Source organism: Streptomyces sp. NPDC034099, assembly GCF_055575415.1.
The window spans coordinates 139,707-156,678 of sequence record NZ_JBVISR010000001.1 but is presented as its reverse complement, the minus strand read 5'-3'; the positions used below and the strand labels follow the sequence as shown (position 1 = coordinate 156,678).

General features: G+C 73.5%; 8 protein-coding genes. 7 read left to right on the top strand and 1 reads right to left on the bottom strand.

Annotated features, from left to right (window positions below; translation table 11 throughout):
* Positions 1–6: 6 nt before the first annotated feature.
* The 7 genes from ACZ56V_RS00695 (at position 7) to fxsT (ACZ56V_RS00665) (ending at position 12,949) form a co-directional block, all read left to right on the top strand.
* On the top strand, positions 7–1,656 hold the full coding sequence (locus tag ACZ56V_RS00695; protein ID WP_468938143.1) for an aKG-HExxH-type peptide beta-hydroxylase: 1,650 nt from the start codon (positions 7–9) through the stop codon (positions 1,654–1,656).
* A gap of 129 nt (positions 1,657–1,785) precedes the next feature.
* Positions 1,786–4,809 carry an FxSxx-COOH system tetratricopeptide repeat protein gene (fxsT, locus tag ACZ56V_RS00690; protein WP_468938141.1) on the top strand — a complete coding sequence of 1,008 codons (3,024 nt, stop codon included), beginning with the start codon at positions 1,786–1,788 and terminating at the stop codon, positions 4,807–4,809.
* A gap of 132 nt (positions 4,810–4,941) precedes the next feature.
* Positions 4,942–5,367, top strand: coding sequence for a CU044_2847 family protein (locus ACZ56V_RS00685; RefSeq protein ID WP_398913020.1), 426 nt, complete (start codon positions 4,942–4,944; stop codon positions 5,365–5,367).
* Entirely contained in the window at positions 5,364–6,305 is a 942-nt protein-coding gene (locus tag ACZ56V_RS00680; protein ID WP_467381662.1) for an AAA family ATPase, read from the top strand. Before ACZ56V_RS00685 ends, ACZ56V_RS00680 begins: the two co-directional genes overlap by 4 nt.
* A 5-nt stretch (positions 6,306–6,310) precedes the next feature.
* Entirely contained in the window at positions 6,311–8,194 is a 1,884-nt protein-coding gene (locus ACZ56V_RS00675; protein ID WP_468938137.1) for a magnesium chelatase, read from the top strand.
* Positions 8,187–9,509, top strand: coding sequence for a CHAT domain-containing protein (locus ACZ56V_RS00670; RefSeq protein ID WP_467381660.1), 1,323 nt, complete (start codon positions 8,187–8,189; stop codon positions 9,507–9,509). The genes ACZ56V_RS00675 and ACZ56V_RS00670 overlap by 8 nt, the downstream gene beginning before the upstream one ends.
* Positions 9,506–12,949, top strand: a complete 3,444-nt coding sequence (fxsT, locus tag ACZ56V_RS00665; protein ID WP_468938134.1) for an FxSxx-COOH system tetratricopeptide repeat protein — start codon at positions 9,506–9,508, stop codon at positions 12,947–12,949. Before ACZ56V_RS00670 ends, fxsT (ACZ56V_RS00665) begins: the two co-directional genes overlap by 4 nt.
* A gap of 96 nt (positions 12,950–13,045) precedes the next feature.
* On the opposite strand, the gene ACZ56V_RS00660 is transcribed toward fxsT (ACZ56V_RS00665), so the two are convergent.
* A complete protein-coding gene (locus ACZ56V_RS00660) occupies positions 13,046–16,855 on the bottom strand; it encodes a multifunctional oxoglutarate decarboxylase/oxoglutarate dehydrogenase thiamine pyrophosphate-binding subunit/dihydrolipoyllysine-residue succinyltransferase subunit (protein WP_468938132.1) in 3,810 nt (1,269 codons plus the stop codon).
* Between the last annotated feature and the right edge of the window lie 117 nt (positions 16,856–16,972).

Sequence of the window (16,972 nt, the reverse complement as noted above, 5' to 3'; positions counted from 1 at the left end):
TTCGTGATGTTTCCGGTGGTCCCCGAACGGGCCCTTCTCGAACTCGCCCGCACCGAGGGCGGACCCGACACCCTGGCGCTCCTCGTGCGGGACCAGGACACGCGGCGGTTGCTGCTGCTGCGAGCCGTGCTCGACGCGGCCGAAGCGGCCGAGCGGTCCGTCTGCACCGCCGCGCAGAAGGCGAGACTGCGCGAGGACTGGGCGCTGCTGACCGAGGCGGACCGGCTCCCGGCGGCGGACGCGCCGGGCCCGGAGCGCCGGCCCGGCCACGCGACAACGGGCGGCGCCCAAGATGCCCCGCACGGCTCGCGAACTACCCCCACTGCCGCCGATGCCCTGCCCGGCGCACGGGGTGCCCGCGTCGCCGCCGACGCTCCGCCCGGCGCACGGGGTGCCCGCGTCGCCGCAGACGCCCTGACCCGCGCCGGGGCCGGCGCGTCCCCCTCCGCCGCCCGCGCGCCGTTCGCCAACCCGGCGCGGGCCCGCCTCTTCCACCCGCTCACCGGACCCTGGGCACGCTCCTGTCTGCGCGGCCTCGACGCCGCCCCCGGCCCGGCGGACGGAGAGCGGGCGCGGCGGCTGCGGCGCGACCTCGCGCACTTCAGCGCGATCGCCGCGGTCGTCGCGGCCGGGGCGGGCATCCCCTTCAGCACCCGGCTCACGGCCCGCGCCGGGGTCCTCGCCCTCCCGTCGCTCGGCGTCCTGCACACCGCACGGTCCGGGGACGTACCCGTCGACGTCACCTGCACCGAGGGCCGACTGGTCCTGCGTCAGGCCGACGCCCCCGACGTGACCGTCCACCTGGAGAGCGGCGTCGGCGCCTGGTCCGGCGCCCTCGCCTGGACGCCCGCGCACGCCCTCCCCGGCCTCACCCCGACCGCCCCGCCGCTGCCGCTGGACGACCTCGACCCGTACCGCGAACTGCCCGACGGACCCGGCCACGGGAACCTGCGCACCCCGCTCGCACTCGACGACGCGGAACGCAAGCGGTGGCTCCAGGCCTGGTCCGGCACGGCCCTCGCGCTCCGCTCGGGCGGGCGGCAGCGCCTCACCGAGGCGGACGCGCTGCTGCGCTGCCTCGTCCCGCTGGAGACGCCGCCCGATGTCGGCACCGGCCGCGGCAGTTGCAGCGCCACGCGCCGTGAGGCGTTCGGCGCCCTCCTCAGCAGCACCCCGCCCGACTCCGTGACGCTCGCCGCCACCCTCGTCCACGAACTGCAGCACGCCAAGCTCGCGGCCCTCAGCGACCTGGTGACGCTGCACCGGGCCGGTCCCGAGGCGCGGTACTTCGCCCCCTGGCGCACCGATCCCCGGCCCTACGACGGTCTGCTCCAGGGCACGTACTCCCACCTCGCGATGGCCGCGTTCTACCAGCGCCGGGCGCTCGTCAGTGGGCTGCCGGACCGGGACTGGGCGTGGGCCCAGCACGCGCGCTACCGCGCCCAGGTCGGAGCCGCCCTGCCCGCCCTCGTCGGCTCGCCCGACCTCACGGTGCGAGGGCGCCGGTTCGTCGACGAAATGGCCGCCGCCCACGAACGGATGGCCGAACACCCCGCACCCAGGGGCCACGTCGCACGCGCACAGGCGTACGTGGCCTCCGCGCGCGCACTGTGGACCCGGCGTCACGCATCCGCGCTCCCGCCCTCTAACGGATGAATGCCCACGCACCGCGGTCCGGGTACGGAAAGATCGTCCGTACAGGGGGTGTTGCCGTCGGTCGGCGGACTTACGCGCGACGCTCCGGAGTCCTAGGATTTTGCGGTACTACGTGCTGGAGGCCACTGCATGTCTGGAGCTCGCAAACCGGTCGAGACGGCCGAGAGGGGGACCGCCAGGCAGACGGTCACGATCCACTTCGCAGGCTTCAACCGGGCCTGGGCGGCCTGGATCGGGGACCGGCTGGAGCGGCGTGGCGTACGGGTGGTGCCGCTGCGCTGGGACTCCCCGGCCGATGTCCCGCTGGTGGACCTGCTGCGCGACCTGACGCTCGCCGAGGGCCGGGTCCTCATCATCGTCAGCGAGTGGTACTTCCAGCTCGGACCGCGCACCCACGAGGAGTGGAACGCGGCCCTGCGCGAGATCGTCGCCCCCGACCCGTCCCGTTTCGCCGCCGTGTCGGTCACCACGGCGGCGGTCCCGGCCGCCGCGGCCGTACTGGCACCGGTCGCCCTGACCAACATGGGCGCCGAGGAGGCGGAGCGCCGCCTGCTCGACCGGCTCGACCTGTCGCCCGAGGCGCCCGCCGAGTCCCCGGCGGAGCAACGGCGCGGGCCGCGGTTCCCGGCGGCGATGCCGGACGTGTGGGGCGTGGTGCCACGGCGCAACACCCGCTTCACCGGCCGCGAGCCGCTGTTCAACGAGGCCTACCACCTCCTGCAGAGCGCCGACCCCGGCGCCGGCGTGCTGACCCTGCACGGCATGTCCGGTGTGGGCAAGACCCAGTTCGCGGCCGAGTACGCGCACCGGTTCGGTTCGGAGTACGACGTGGTCTGGTGGGTGAACGCCGAGAAGCGCGTCACCTACCGGCGGCAACTGGCCGAGCTGGCACCGAAACTCAACCTGCGGACCGGTCAGGAGTACGGCGAGCGGCTGCGTGCCGTACGCGACGCGCTCCGCCGCGGGGAGCCGTACTCGAGGTGGCTGCTGGTCCTCGACGGGGCGGACGAGCCGGAACAGATCTGGGACCTGCTGCCGACCGGCCCCGGACACGTCATCGTCACCTCGCGGAACCCCGAGTGGAGCGAGCACAACAGCAAGCTGCTCGAAGTCCGGGTCTATCCCCGCGACGAGTCGGTGGCGTTCATCCGCCGCCGCGCCCCCCGCCTGTCGGAGGCGGACGCCGACCAACTGGCGGAGGCGCTGGGCGACCTGCCGCTGCTGCTCGACCAGACGGCGGGCTGGCTGAACGACTCCGACCTGTCGGTCGACGAGTACATCGCCCTGCTGGAGGGCGGTATCGACAGCGATGTGGTGAAGGTGTCGGCGGACTTCCCGCTGGCCTTCCAGACCGCCTGGTCGATACTGCTGAACAAACTCCGCGAGACCGTCCCGGAGTCCGTCGACCTCCTGCGCCTGTGCACCTTCTTCGCGCCGGGTTTCATCCCCGTACGCCTGCTGAAGGAGATGCCCGTCGACGAGCTGCCCGAGCAGCTCGCCGGACTGCTCAACGACCCGCTGCTGTGGAACAAGGCGGTCAACCAGCTGCGCACCTACTCGGTGGTCCGGCTGGAGTCCCACGAGGCGTCCCTGGACGAACCGGTCTCCGCCGGGGAGTCGCTCTACCTGCACCGCATGGTCCACCAGATCGTGCACAAGGACATGCCGGACACCGACCGGAGCGAGTTCATCGACGTCGTACGGCGGGCCCTCGCGGCCGCCGACCCGGGACGCCCGACCGAGACCCGGCTGTGGCCCGGCTACGCCGAGATCGTGCCGCACCTCAAGTACGCGGACGTCCTCAAGAGCAAGGACGCGAAGGTCCAGCGCATGGTCCTGAACTGCCTGCGCTACATGTACTTCTCCGGCGAGTACCGGGCCGGCATCAAACTCGGCGAGCGCGCCCTCACCGCCTGGCGCCGCCTCCTGGGTCCGACCCACGCGCGGATCTGGGAGCTGACCTACCACTACACCAACCTGCTGCGCGCCATGGGCGACTACGCCCGCACCGAGTCCCTCAGCCGCGACGCCGTCGAGCACCTCAGGGAGGAACGCGGACCGCAGGACCTGGACCACCTGCGCGCCGCCGCGGGCCTGGGCGGCGACCTGCGCGGCCTGGCCCGCTACGACGAGGCCCTGGAACTCTCCCAATGGGTCCTGGCGGCCTACCGCGAACTCCTCGGCGACCAGGACTCCAGGACCCTGAACGCGCAGAACAACCTGGCCACCTCGCTGCGCCTGCTCGGCCGCTACGGGGAAACGCTGGAAGCGGACCGGCGCACCATGGAGGCGCGCCGTCTGCTACTGCGTGCGCGCCATCCGTGGGCGCTCAGTTCGGAGATCAACTACGCCGTTGACCTGCGCCTGTTGGGCCGCTACTCCGAGGCGGAGTCCATCCAGGTGAAGAACGTCCGCGAGAACCGCCTCGTGATGGGCCCCGACAATCCGCAGACCCTCAAGGCGGAGTACAACCTCGCGCTGTGCCGGTACCGCACCGGTGAACAGGTCCCTCGTGGTGAGGAGCCGGGCCCGATGCTCGCGAGTGTCCTGGAGCGCGGTGAGCGTGTCCTCGGCGAGAGCCACCCGCTCACGCTGATCTTCGCGACGGGCCAGAGCTGCTACGCCCGCGAGCACGGCGACATCGACCAGGCGCGTGAAGTCAGCGAGGCCGTGGTCGCGCGCTACGAGATGATGCTCGCCGAGGGGCACCCGTTCATCGCCGGGTCCCGTGCCAACCAGGCCCTGATCCTGCGCAACGTCGGCGAGCGCGAGCACGGCCACGTCCTCGTCGAGCAGGCGCTGGCCGAGATGACGCAGGCCGTCGGTGAGAACCACCCCTGGACACTCGGCTGCGCCCTGAACGCCTCCGCGCTGCGGAACCTGGTGGGCGACACCGAGGGGGCCGCCGAACTCAGCCGGGACACGGCGGCGCGGGCCATCGAGTCGCTCGGTCGTACCCACCCGCTCACGCTGTCCACCCGGATCGCGTACGCGGCGGACCTGCGCGGCCTGCGGGACCGCCGGCAGGCGGAGAAGGTCGAGCAGGAGGCGCTGTCCGACCTGGACGCGACACTGGGGACCAAGCACACGCACACCCTCTCGGCCCGCTCCCGCAACCGTCCCTACTGGGACTTCGAACCTCAGATCACCTGACGGCTGTCGGCACGGCGGCCAACAGCCACGCCCGACCCTCCCGGGGCGCATAACCCCCAGCGCCCCGGGGAAGAACACGGGTCCACTCAACACACCTGTAACACACACCAGTTGGGCCAGGGGGAGCGTGTGGTGATCTTATGGGGACCCGTGCCGGCGGGCGCGGACGGGCCCATACCGGTCGAGGTCGACGCACAGGTCGACCCGTCCGTCGTCGACGGGCTCGACCTCGTCTACGGAGGCGAGGTGACCCGGGACGGCGCCGGACAGCGGGTCGTCCGGGTGGCACGGGACGTCTACACCGACGGACTGGACCTCGCCCGCAGGTGCGCCGCCCAGGCCGTACGGCGCTTCGGCGAGCTGCCGGAGGGGCTGCGGCCGGACGAGATCGAGATGCAGCTCGCGATCAAGATCGACGCCGGGGTGGCCACCCTCGTCAAGAGCGGGGCCGAGGCCCAGCTGCAGATCACGCTCCGCTGGCAGACCGCCCCGGCCCCGGACCCGGCTCCCGCCCCCGACGGCCAGGGGCCCGGCACCGCTGACGGAGCCGGTTCGTGAACCGCGCCGTGCCGGGCCCGCGCATCCTGCCGTACTCCCGCGTCGTGGCCCAGGAGGAACTCAAGCTGGCGCTGGAGCTCCACCACGTCGTCCCGCGCATCGGCGGTGTGCTCATGGCCGGACCGCGCGGCACGGCCAAGTCGACCCTCGTGCGGGCCTTCGCTCTGATGGCCCACGGCGAGCTGCCGGTCACCCTGCCCATCAACGCGACCGACGACCGCGTCGTCGGCGGCTGGGACCTGGAGGCGCTCGTCCGCGGCGAGCCCCGGCCGCAACCCGGGCTGCTGGAGGACGCGGCGGACAAGGGGCTGCTCTACGTCGACGAGGTCAACCTCCTCGACGACCACCTCGTCGACATCATCCTGGACGTCGCCGCCACCGGTGTCCTGTCCGTGCAGCGCGAGGGACTGGACACCGCCAAGTACCTGTCGTTCGGGCTGGTCGGCACCATGAACCCCGAAGAGGGCGGGCTGCGCCCCCAGCTGCTCGACCGCTTCGGACTGATGGTCACCGCCGAGACGCTGGACGCGACCGCCCGGCACCTGCTGCTGCGCACGGTGCTCGACTTCGAGCAGGAGCTGGAACGCGAGGACTCCGCCTGGCTGTCCGCCGCACGGCGGGACGACACGCGCACCCGGGACCGGCTGACGGCGGCCCGGCGCAGGGTCGGCGACGTCGACGTCCCCGACCAGGTCCTGGAGCTGTGCGCCCGGGCCGCGGAACGGACCGAGGCGGTGGGCCAGCGGGGGGAGATCGTGGCCGTGCTGGCGGCCCGGGCACTGGCCGCCCTGGAGGGCGCGGACCGGGTGACCCCCGGGCATCTGCGGCAGGTCCTGCCGATGGCCCTGCGGCACCGGCGGCCCGAAGCGGTGCACGGCGACACCTTCGACTGGGAGCCGGACGACGAGGCCCGCCTCCAGGACCTCTTCGAGGCCTGACCGAGATGGCAGCCGTCCCGTACGACGATCCGGCGCACCGGCTGGGCCTCGCCCTGGTCTGCGCGGCGGCCGAGCCCGCCCTCTCCGGGGTGCTGCTCCTCGACCTGGACCCCCGGCTGGTCGATCCGGTCGCCCGGCTGTTCGGCGCCGTGCTCGCCGGAGCCGACGGACCGGCGCGCCCGCCGCTCGTGCTGGGCGCCGCGGACCGGGACGAGGACCTGTGGACCCGCACCAGGATCCGCGGCGGCGAGCACGGCATCACCGTCCGCACCGAGCCCGGCCCCCTGGCCGAGGGGGACGACGCCGACGGGGTGCCGCCGTTGGTCGTGGTGCCCGACCTCGCGCGGACGGGCGTCGCCGGGATGCGCGCCGCGGTGCAACTGCTCGGTGCCGACGTCGTGACCGTCGAACGCGGTGGACCGCGCCGGACGGTCCGGCCCCGGGCCCGCTGGCTGGCCGCCTGCCGCGGCGCCGACGTGGCGCGGGTGAGCCGGCACCTGCTGGACCGGTTCGCCGTACGGCTGTCGGTGGCGGGGCTGCGGCTGCCCGGTCCGGGCGAGGCACTCGCGGAACCGGAGGCGGGTGAGGCACGGGAGGCGCTGTTCGCGGGGCTCCCGGCCGCCTGGCGTTCGGCGGCACACCGAGGCATCCGCCCGGTGCCCGTCGACGACGCGGCGATCGGCCGGGCGCGGGAGCTGCTCGGGCCCGGCGCCGGGGTCCGCCGGGAGCTGGCCCTCGTGCGGCTCGCCCGTACCCTCGCGGCGCTGGACGGCCGCCCCTCGGCCTCCGCCGAGCACAGCGACGCCGCGGCCCGGCTCATCGGCGTGGCCGTGCCGCGGAGCGCCCCGGACCGCCCGGACAGCGATCCGGAGCCGCCCGATCCGGTACCGGGGCCGGCGGGCCCGCCCGGCACCCTCCCGGAACGTCGGGGTGCCGGCGGGCACCGCGGGCCCCGGACGCGTGACGGCGACCGGGGGCTGCTGGACACCGGACCCGCCGAGGGAATCGGCACCGCACCCGGCGCCCCACCCTCCCCGGCCGCGGGAAACCCGTACCCGGAGGACGAACCGGCCGCGGTGCGGGACACCGTGCCGCTGCGCGGTCCCCGACGGCGCACCACCGGGCCCGTCTCCACCCGGGGCACCGTGATCGGCACCCGCCGGGCCACGGACCTGCGGGACATCGCTCACGTCCGCACGGTGCGCGAGGCCGCCGTGCACCAACGCGCCCGGCGCACCGAACGGTTCACCGTCTCGCCCGTCGACCTGCACAGCAACGTGCGCGCCGCCGCCCCCGAGCGGGTGCTGATGCTGCTGCTGGACCACACCTGCCGGAGCGGGGCCGGGGACGGAGACTGGCAGGAGGTCCTCGCCCCCTTCCTGCAGTGGGCGTACACGAGCCGGGCCACGGTCCAGGTGATCGAGGTCGGCGCGGCGGACGCGGCCGACGAACTGCGCGCGGGGACCTTCACCGCCCGCAGCGTCCTCGACCCCCGGGTGCCGGGAGCGCTGTACCGGCGGGCCGGCCGGGCGACGCCGCTCGCCCACGGCGTCGAACTCGCGGCGCAGGCGCTGCGCCGGCTGTTCCGCCGCCAGGGGACCGGACCGACGGAGGCGTGGCTGGTGGTCGTGACCGACGGCCGCGGCAACGTCCCGCTGCGGGTCAGCCACACCGGACGGCCCACGGGGGAGGTGGCCGCCACGGGGGTCGAGGACGCGGTGGAGGCCGCCGCCCGGATCGGAGCCATGGACCGGACGCGGCTGCACGTGGCGGTCGTCGACCCGGGCCGGGAACCGTACGGCGACCTGCCGTACGTCCTCGCCGACCGGCTCGGGGCGATCGTCGTCGACGGCCGCCACGGGCCCGGGGCGGAGGCCGCCGGTGAGTGAGCCGCGCCGTGGGCCCCGCAGACTCCCGGGCAACGGCACCGCCGGGCTCCGTGCGGCCCTGCCGGGGCTGAAGGCGGTGGCCCGCCGCCCCACCGCGTCGGTGTCGAACCTGCGGCGCGCGCAGGAGCCGCCCGCCGGGCTCGGCGGAACCGACGCACGGCCCGGCGCGCGCCTGGAGGACGGCTTCGCCGTGCTGCGCGTCCTGCGCGCCGACGGGGCCGACGGACGGCCGGGCTACCGGCTGCAGGGCTGGTGCGGCGACCTGACGGTGACCTGCGCGGCCGGGCCCACCCGCCGCCCCGCTCCCGCCGTCAGCCTCGCCCGGCTGCGGCAGGACGGCGACGGGCACTACCCCTCGGAGGTGCTGCGGGGCATTCTCCTGTGGTCGGAGAACCAGTACGAACTCGCCCACTGGATCAACCGGATCCGCGCCCGGCACGGCGACGGCCTGCACCTGGTCGTGTGGGACGACACCGGGTACGACCTGCCCTGGGAGCTGCTCCTGCTCCCCGGGGACGCCGCGCTGGGCCTGGCGGGCGGCCCGCTGGGCGCGTTGATCGCCGTCGCCCGCTGGACCACCGTGCGCGATCCGAGCCAGGGCGGGCTGCCCGCCGACTCCGGCGACTGCCACGGCCGGGTGCTCGGCTACCTCCACCAGGACATGGCGGACGACGGCCGTCTCTTCACGTCGTACGCGCACCGGCTGCACCGGCGCATGACCCCCTTCCTCAGCGACCTCGACACCCAGGACGACCGAACCGGACTGGTCTACCTGGGCTGTCACGGCACCTACGGCGACGCCGTGCCGGGCCTCACGCTCGGCGACCGCACCTGGGCCGAGCTGAACGGCGAGCCGATGTCGGTGCTGCGCCGGGACGGCTCGCTGGTCTGCCTCAACGCCTGCGACTCCGGCCGGTTCGTCGACAACCGGGCCCAGGGGGAGGAGGCGTTGCGCGGATTCGCGGAGCTCTTCCTGCGCAAGGGCGCGGGCGGCTGCATCGTCAGCGCCGGGAAGGTCGGCGACCTGGAGGCGCGGGCGATGGCGCGGCGCCTGGTGCGCGAGGTCGCCCAACACCCGCGCCGCCCGGTGGTGCGGACGCTGCGGGCCTTCCGGGTGCGGGCCCTGGAGGAGTTCGGCCCCCTGGCCCAGATGCCGCGGGTCCGCAACGATGACGGACAGGTCGACGTCGTGGGCCAGAAACGGGTCCTGCGGCTCCTGTACGCGTTCATGTTCCACTACTACGGGCATCCGAGGACGGCGCTGCGGCTCACCGCGGTGGACGCGCTCGGCACCGAGCAGGGAGGCGGCCGGTGAGCGCCGCCGGACGGCCGTCCGGGCAACCGCTGCTGATCGAGCCCGTCGTCGCGTGGCCCCGGCAGGCGGAGGCGGGGGGCGACTACCTCGTCACCGTCGACCTGCGCGGCCCCCTTCCCTCCCCGGACGGCACACCGGCCCAGTGGCCCTACTCCGAGGAGGAGTTCACCTTCACCGTCACCCTGGACGGCGCCCCGCACTTCGACTGCTCCGCCCTGGGCGAACCGAACCTCGTCCTGCACCGCTTCGGCGGCACCTACGGACCCGCGCGGTTCCGGGTCTCCGCGGGCACGGACCACGGACCCGCCTCGCTCTGGCTGACCGTCAGCAACCAGTGGGGCGTGCCGGTCCGCAAGGCGGAACTGCGCTGCGAGATACGCCCGGCCACCGCCGACGCGGCGGTACGGCTCCCGGGCGGACCCACGCCGCCGTCCGTCCCACGGGTGCCCCCGCGGCACCGGCGCCCGGCCACCGTGCGACCCGACCCGGACCGGCGGACGGTCACGATCAGCTTCGCCGGACTCGACCGGGCCTGGGCGGCCTGGATCCGGGACCGGCTGGAGCGGCGCGGGGTGCGGGTGGCGCCGCTGCGCCGGGGCTCCCCGGCCGATGTCCCACCGGCGGCCCTGCTGCGCGACCTGACCCTCGCGCCCGGACGCGTCCTGCTGGTCCTGGACGCCCCCTACTTCGGCCACGGCACACACCCGCCCGAGGAGTGGAACGCGGCCCTGCGCGAGGTCGTCGCCCCCGACCCGTCCCGGTTCGCGGCCGTGTCGGTCACCGGGGCCGCGCTTCCGTCGGAGGTCTCCCTGCTGGCGCCCGCCGCACTGCACGGCCTGCGGGCCGAGGAAGCCGAGCGGCGTCTGCTGGACCGGCTCGGCCTGCCGTCCGAGCCGGTGACGGAGGACACGGCGCGGGCCCCGGCCGGGCCGCGGTTCCCGGCGGACCCGCCGGGCGTGTGGGGGGCCGTACCGCGCCGCAACACCCGGTTCACCGGCCGTGAGGCACTGCTGGACGAGATGCACGACCTGCTGGGCGGTCCGGGGCTGGACACGGGGATGCTGACGCTGCACGGCATGTCCGGGGTGGGCAAGACGCAGCTCGCCGCCGAGTACGCGCACCGGCTCGGCCCCGAGTACGACGTGGTGTGGTGGGTCAACGCGCGGGACCGGGCCGACTGCCGCCGTCAGCTGGCCGAACTCGCCCCCCGACTGGGCCTGCGGACCGGTCAGGAGTACGGCGAACGGCTGCGCGCGGTGCGGGACGCGCTGCGCCGCGGCGAGCCGTACTCCCGGTGGCTGCTGGTCCTGGACGGTGCCGACGAGCCCGAGGAGATCGAGAACCTGGTGCCGACGGGCCCGGGGCACGTCCTCGTCACCTCGCGGAACCCGGAGTGGGGCCGCTACGGCGGCGGGCTGCTGGAAGTGCCCGTGTACACCCGTGACGAGTCGATCGCGTTCATCCGCCGCCGCGCGTCCGGCCCGACCCCGGCCGAGGCCGACCGGCTCGCCGAGGCGCTCGGCGACCTGCCGCTGCTGCTCGCCCAGACGGTGGGCTGGCTGAGCGACTCGGACCGCTCGGTGGACGAGTACCTGGCCCTGCTGGCGGACGGCACCGACGGCGACGCGCGGAACGTGTCGGAGGACTTCCCGCCGGCCTTCCGGACGGCCTGGTCGATCCTCCTGGCCGAGCTCCGCGAGACCGCGCCCGAGTCCGTCGTCCTGCTCCGGCTGTGCAGCTTCTTCGCCCCCGGCCTCGTCCCCGTCCACCTGCTGAGGAGCATGCCGCACGACGGGCTGCCCGACTCCGTGGCCGGCCTGCTGACCGACCCCCGGCTGTGGGACCGGGCCGTCGGTCACCTGCGACGGCACTCCGTCGTCCGGGTGGAGCCGGACCCGGAGGAACCGGAGCGCGAGAACCTGTACGTGCACCGGGCCGTCCACCAGATGGCGCACAAGGCCATGCCGGAAGAGGTCCGGCGCGAACTCGTCGACGTCGTACGGCGGGCGCTGGCGGCGGCGGACCGCGGCCGGCCCTCGGCCCCCGAACAGTGGCCCAGGTACGCCGAGATCGTGCCGCACCTCAAGTACGCCGATGTCCTCGCGACCACCGACGAGGCCGTGCAGACGCTCGTCCTCGACTGCCTGCGCTACCTGTACCTGTCGGGCGAGTACGGAGCGGGCGTCCGGCTCGGCGGCCACGCCACGCGGATCTGGCGTTCGCTCCTCGGTGACCAGCACCCCCTCGTCTGGGAGCTGGCCCACCACTACGCCAACCTGCTGCGCGCGGCCGGCGACTTCCACCGGACGATGGAGATCGAGCGGGCGGCCGTCCGGCACCTGAGCGCGCAGCGCGGGGAACGCGACCCCGTCCTGCTGCGGGCCCTCGGCGGACTGGCCGCGGACCTGCGCGGCCTCGGGCACTACGCGGAGGCACTGGAGATCTCGCGGCGGGTGCACGGCACGTACCGCGAACTCCTCGGCGACCAGGACACCCGCACCCTGAACGCACAGAACAACGTGGGCGTCTCACTGCGGCTGCTGGGCCGCTACGAGGACGCCCTGAACGTCGATCTGCCCACCCTCCGGGAGCGCCGCCGGGTGCTCGGCGACCGGCACCCGTGGACGCTGGGCTCGGAGACCAGCTGCGCCGTCGACCTCCGGCTGCTCGGCCGTTACGCGGAGGCCCTGTCGAGACAGGACGCCAACCGGCGGCTGGTGCGCGAGACGCTGGGCGCCCACAACCGGCTGACCCTGCTCGCCGCGCACAACCTCGCGCTGTGCCGCTACGCCGTGGGCGACACCGACGAGGCGGCACACCACGTCGGCCGGGCGCTGGAGCTGGCGGAGCGGGTGCTCGGCGACAGCGATCCCCTGGTGCTGATGCTCATCGCGAGCCGGAGCTGCCTCGCCCGGGAGCACGGCGACCTCGACCTGGCCCGTGAGCTGAGCGAGCGCGTCGTCGGCCGCTACGAGGAGACGCTCACCGCCGGCCATCCCTACGCGGCGGGGGCCCGCGCCAACCACGCCCTGCTGCTGCACCGGGCGGGCGAGGGCGACCGCGCACCGGCCCTCGCCGACGCCGCGCTGGCCGACATGGACGCCGCCGTGGGGCACGACCACCCCTGGACGCTGGGCTGCGCGCTCAACGCGGCGATCCTGCACGCGGACGCCTCAGACGCGGACCGGGCCCTCGCCCTGAGCCGGGACACGGCCGGCACGGCGGCGCGCGTCCTCGGCGCCACCCATCCGTTCACGCTCTTCGCGGGGGTGGCCCTCGCGGCCGAGCTGCGCGTGCGGGGGCGGCGTGGGCAGGCCGACGCGCTGGAGAGCCAGGCCCTGGAGGGACTGGTCGCCGTCCTCGGCCCCCGGCATCCCCGCACCCTGTCGGCCCGCGCCCGGCGCGTCCCGTTCTGGGACTTCGAACCCCAGCGCACCTGACCGGGCACCCGCGCGCCGGGAACGCCGAAGGGCCCGGCTCCGGAAAGTCTCCGGAGCCGGGCCCTTCACGGCGCGGCCGTGGTCGGCGTCAGTGGCTCACGCCTCGAACACCTCACGCACCAGCTGCTCCTGCTCGGCCTGGTGCCGCTTGGCCGAGCCGACGGCCGGGGACGATCCGTGCGGCCGCGAGATGCGGCGCAGGCGCTCGCCGTGCGGGACGTCGGCGCCGACCGCCAGGTCCAGGTGGTCGATCAGGTTGAGCGCGATGAACGGCCAGGCACCCTGGTTCGCCGGCTCCTCCTGGGCCCACAGGTACTTCTCGGCGTTCGGGTACTTGGCGATCTCCGCCTGGAGCTCGGCACCCGGCAGCGGGTACAGGCGCTCGATGCGGATGATCGCCGTGTCCGTCACGCCGCGCTTCTTCCGCTCGGCGTCGAGGTCGTAGTAGACCTTGCCGGCGCAGAAGACGACCTTCTTGACGGCAGCCGCGTCGACCGAGTCGTCGCCGATGACCGGGCGGAACTGGCCCGTCGTGAACTCCTCCGCCTTCGAGGCCGCCGCCTTCAGGCGCAGCATCGACTTCGGGGTGAAGACCACCAGCGGCTTGTGGTGCGGGTTGTGCACCTGCCACCGCAGGAGGTGGAAGTAGTTCGACGGCAGGGTCGGCATCGCGACCGTCATGTTGTTCTGCGCGCACAGCTGGAGGAAGCGCTCGGGGCGGGCCGAGGAGTGGTCCGGGCCCTGGCCCTCGTAGCCGTGCGGGAGCAGCAGCGTCACACCGCTCGTCTGGTTCCACTTCTGCTCGGCCGACGAGATGAACTCGTCCACGACCGTCTGCGCGCCGTTGACGAAGTCGCCGAACTGCGCCTCCCACATCACCAGCGCGTCCGGGCGGGCCAGCGAGTAGCCGTACTCGAAGCCCATCACCGCGTACTCGGAGAGCAGGGAGTTGTAGACGTTGTACCGGGCCTGGTCCTCGGACAGGTACAGCAGCGGGGTGAACTCGTCGCCCGTCTCACGGTCGATGACGACCGCGTGGCGCTGGCCGAAGGTGCCGCGCTGCGAGTCCTGGCCGGTGAGCCGGACCGGCACGCCGTCCAGGAGGAGGGAGCCGACGGCGAGCGTCTCGCCCATGCCCCAGTCGATCGTGCCGTCCTCGACCATCGCCGCGCGGCGCTGCAGCTGCGGCAGCAGCCGCGGGTGCACGGTGATGTGGTCGGGGATGTTGACCTGGGACTCGGCGATGCGCTTGACGGTCTCCGCGCTGATCGCGGTGTTCACCGCGACCGGGAACTCCGCCTGCGGCTCCGAGGGCTCCGCGGACGCCGGCTGCGAGACGGCCTCGCGGACCTCCGTGAAGACCTTCTCCAGCTGGCCCTGGTAGTCCTGGAGCGCCTGCTCGGCCTCTTCCAGGGTGATGTCGCCGCGACCGATGAGGGACTCGGTGTACAGCTTGCGCACCGAGCGCTTCTTGTCGATCAGGTCGTACATCAGCGGCTGGGTGAAGGCCGGGTTGTCGGTCTCGTTGTGACCGCGGCGGCGGTAGCAGATGAGGTCGATCACCACGTCCTTGTTGAACGCCTGGCGGAACTCGAAGGCGAGCCGCGCCACGCGGACGCAGGCCTCCGGGTCGTCGCCGTTCACGTGGAAGATCGGGGCCTCGATCATGCGGGCCACGTCGGTGGCGTACATCGAGGAGCGCGAGGACTCCGGGGCGGCGGTGAAGCCGACCTGGTTGTTGATGACGACGTGGACCGTGCCGCCGGTGCGGTAGCCGCGCAGCTGCGACATGTTCAGGGTCTCGGCCACCACGCCCTGGCCCGCGAAGGCCGCGTCGCCGTGGATCGCCACCGGCAGGACGGTGAAGTCCGTGCCGCCCTTGTTGATGATGTCCTGCTTGGCGCGCGAGACGCCCTCCAGGACCGGGTCCACCGCCTCCAGGTGCGAGGGGTTGGCGACCAGCGAGACCGCGATCTGCTCGCCGTCCAGGCCGGTGAAGGTGCCCTCGGCGCCCAGGTGGTACTTCACGTCGCCGGAGCCGTGCATCGACTTCGGGTCGAGGTTGCCCTCGAACTCGCGGAAGATCTGCGCGTACGACTTGCCGACCACGTTGGCCAGCACGTTCAGCCGGCCGCGGTGGGCCATGCCGATGACGACCTCGTCCAGGCGGGATTCGGCCGCCGAGTCGATGACCGCGTCGAGCAGCGGGATGACGGACTCGCCGCCCTCCAGGGAGAACCGCTTCTGGCCGACGTACTTGGTCTGCAGGAACGTCTCGAACGCCTCGGCGGCGTTCAGGCGGCGCAGGATGCGCAGCTGCTCCTCGCGCTCCGGCTTGGTGTGCGAGCGCTCGATGCGGTCCTGGATCCACTTGCGCTGCTTCGGGTCCTGGATGTGCATGAACTCGATGCCGGTGGTGCGGCAGTACGAGTCGCGCAGCACGCCGAGGATGTCGCGCAGCTTCATCAGGGACTTGCCGGCGAAGCCGCCGACCGCGAACTCGCGCTCCAGGTCCCACAGGGTGAGCCCGTGCTCGGTGATGTCCAGGTCGGGGTGCTTGCGCTGCTGGTACTCCAGCGGGTCGGTGTCGGCCATGACGTGGCCGCGGACCCGGTAGGAGTGGATCAGCTCGAAGACGCGGGCGGCCTTGGTGACGTCGTCGTCGTGCGAGGCGTCGATGTCCTTGAGCCAGCGGACCGGCTCGTAGGGGATGCGCAGCGCCTTGAAGATCTCGTCGTAGAAGCCGTTCTCGCCCAGCAGCAGGTTGGCGACCTGGCGGAGGAACTCGCCGGAGGCGGCGCCCTGGATGACCCGGTGGTCGTAGGTCGACGTGAGCGTCATGACCTTCGAGATGCCGAGCTTGTTCAGGGTGTCCTGGCTGGTGCCCTGGAACTCCGCCGGGTAGTCCATCGAGCCGACGCCCAGGATGACCGACTGGCCGGGCATCAGGCGCGGCACGGAGTGGACGGTGCCGAGGCCGCCGGGGTTGGTCAGGGAGACCGTGACACCGGTGAAGTCGTCCATCGTCAGCTTGTTGTCGCGGGCGCGACGGACGATGTCCTCGTAGGCCTGCCAGAACTCGAAGAAGTTCAGCGTCTCGGCCTTCTTGATCGCCGCGACGACCAGCTGGCGGTCGCCGTTGGGCTTGACCAGGTCGATGGCGAGGCCGAGGTTGATGTGGGCCGGCTTGACCAGGGTCGGCTTGCCGTCCTTCTCGCCGAACGAGTGGTTCATCGACGGCATGGCCTTGATGGCCTGCACCATCGCGTACCCGATCAGGTGCGTGAAGGAGATCTTCCCGCCCCGGGCGCGCTTGAGGTGATTGTTGATGACGATGCGGTTGTCGAACAGCAGCTTCACCGGGACCGCGCGCACGGACGTGGCCGTGGGCAGCTCCAGCGAGGCGTTCATGTTCTTCGCGACCGCGGCGGCCGGGCCGCGCAGGGTCACCAGCTCGGGGCCCTCGGCGGCGGCGCCGGCGTCCTTGGCGGGCGCGGCGGCCTTCGTCTGCGGCTTGGCGGCGGGCTTGGCCGGCGCGGGTGCGGCGGCGGGCTTCGCGGCCGGAGCGGCGGGGGCGGGCGCGGCGGGCTGCGCGGGAGCGGGCGCCGCCGCCTTCGGCTGGGCCGGAGCGGGGGCCTGCGCCTGCGGGGCGGGAGCGGCCTGCGGCGTGCTGGCGGAGTCCGTGGTCACCGCGTCCGACGCGGGCTGCGCCGCCGCTCCGGGCTTGTAGTCGGCGAAGAAGTCCCACCAGGCTCGGTCCACGGAGTTCGGATCCTGGAGGTACTGCTGATAGATCTCGTCGACGAGCCACTCATTGGCACCGAACGCGGCCGCGGGGTTCTTTCCCGCGCCTGCTTGGTCGGTGTCGGTCGAGATGCTCGAGTTACTGGGGGACTGTGGCGACACGGCGAGAACCGCCCTCTTCCGCTTCTTCACAAGATGGTGGACAGCGGGAATCAAGGCTACGCCTACCGGCCCCCGAAGGTCAGGCTGGGCCCGTTCATCGTCGCGTAAGTCACATCA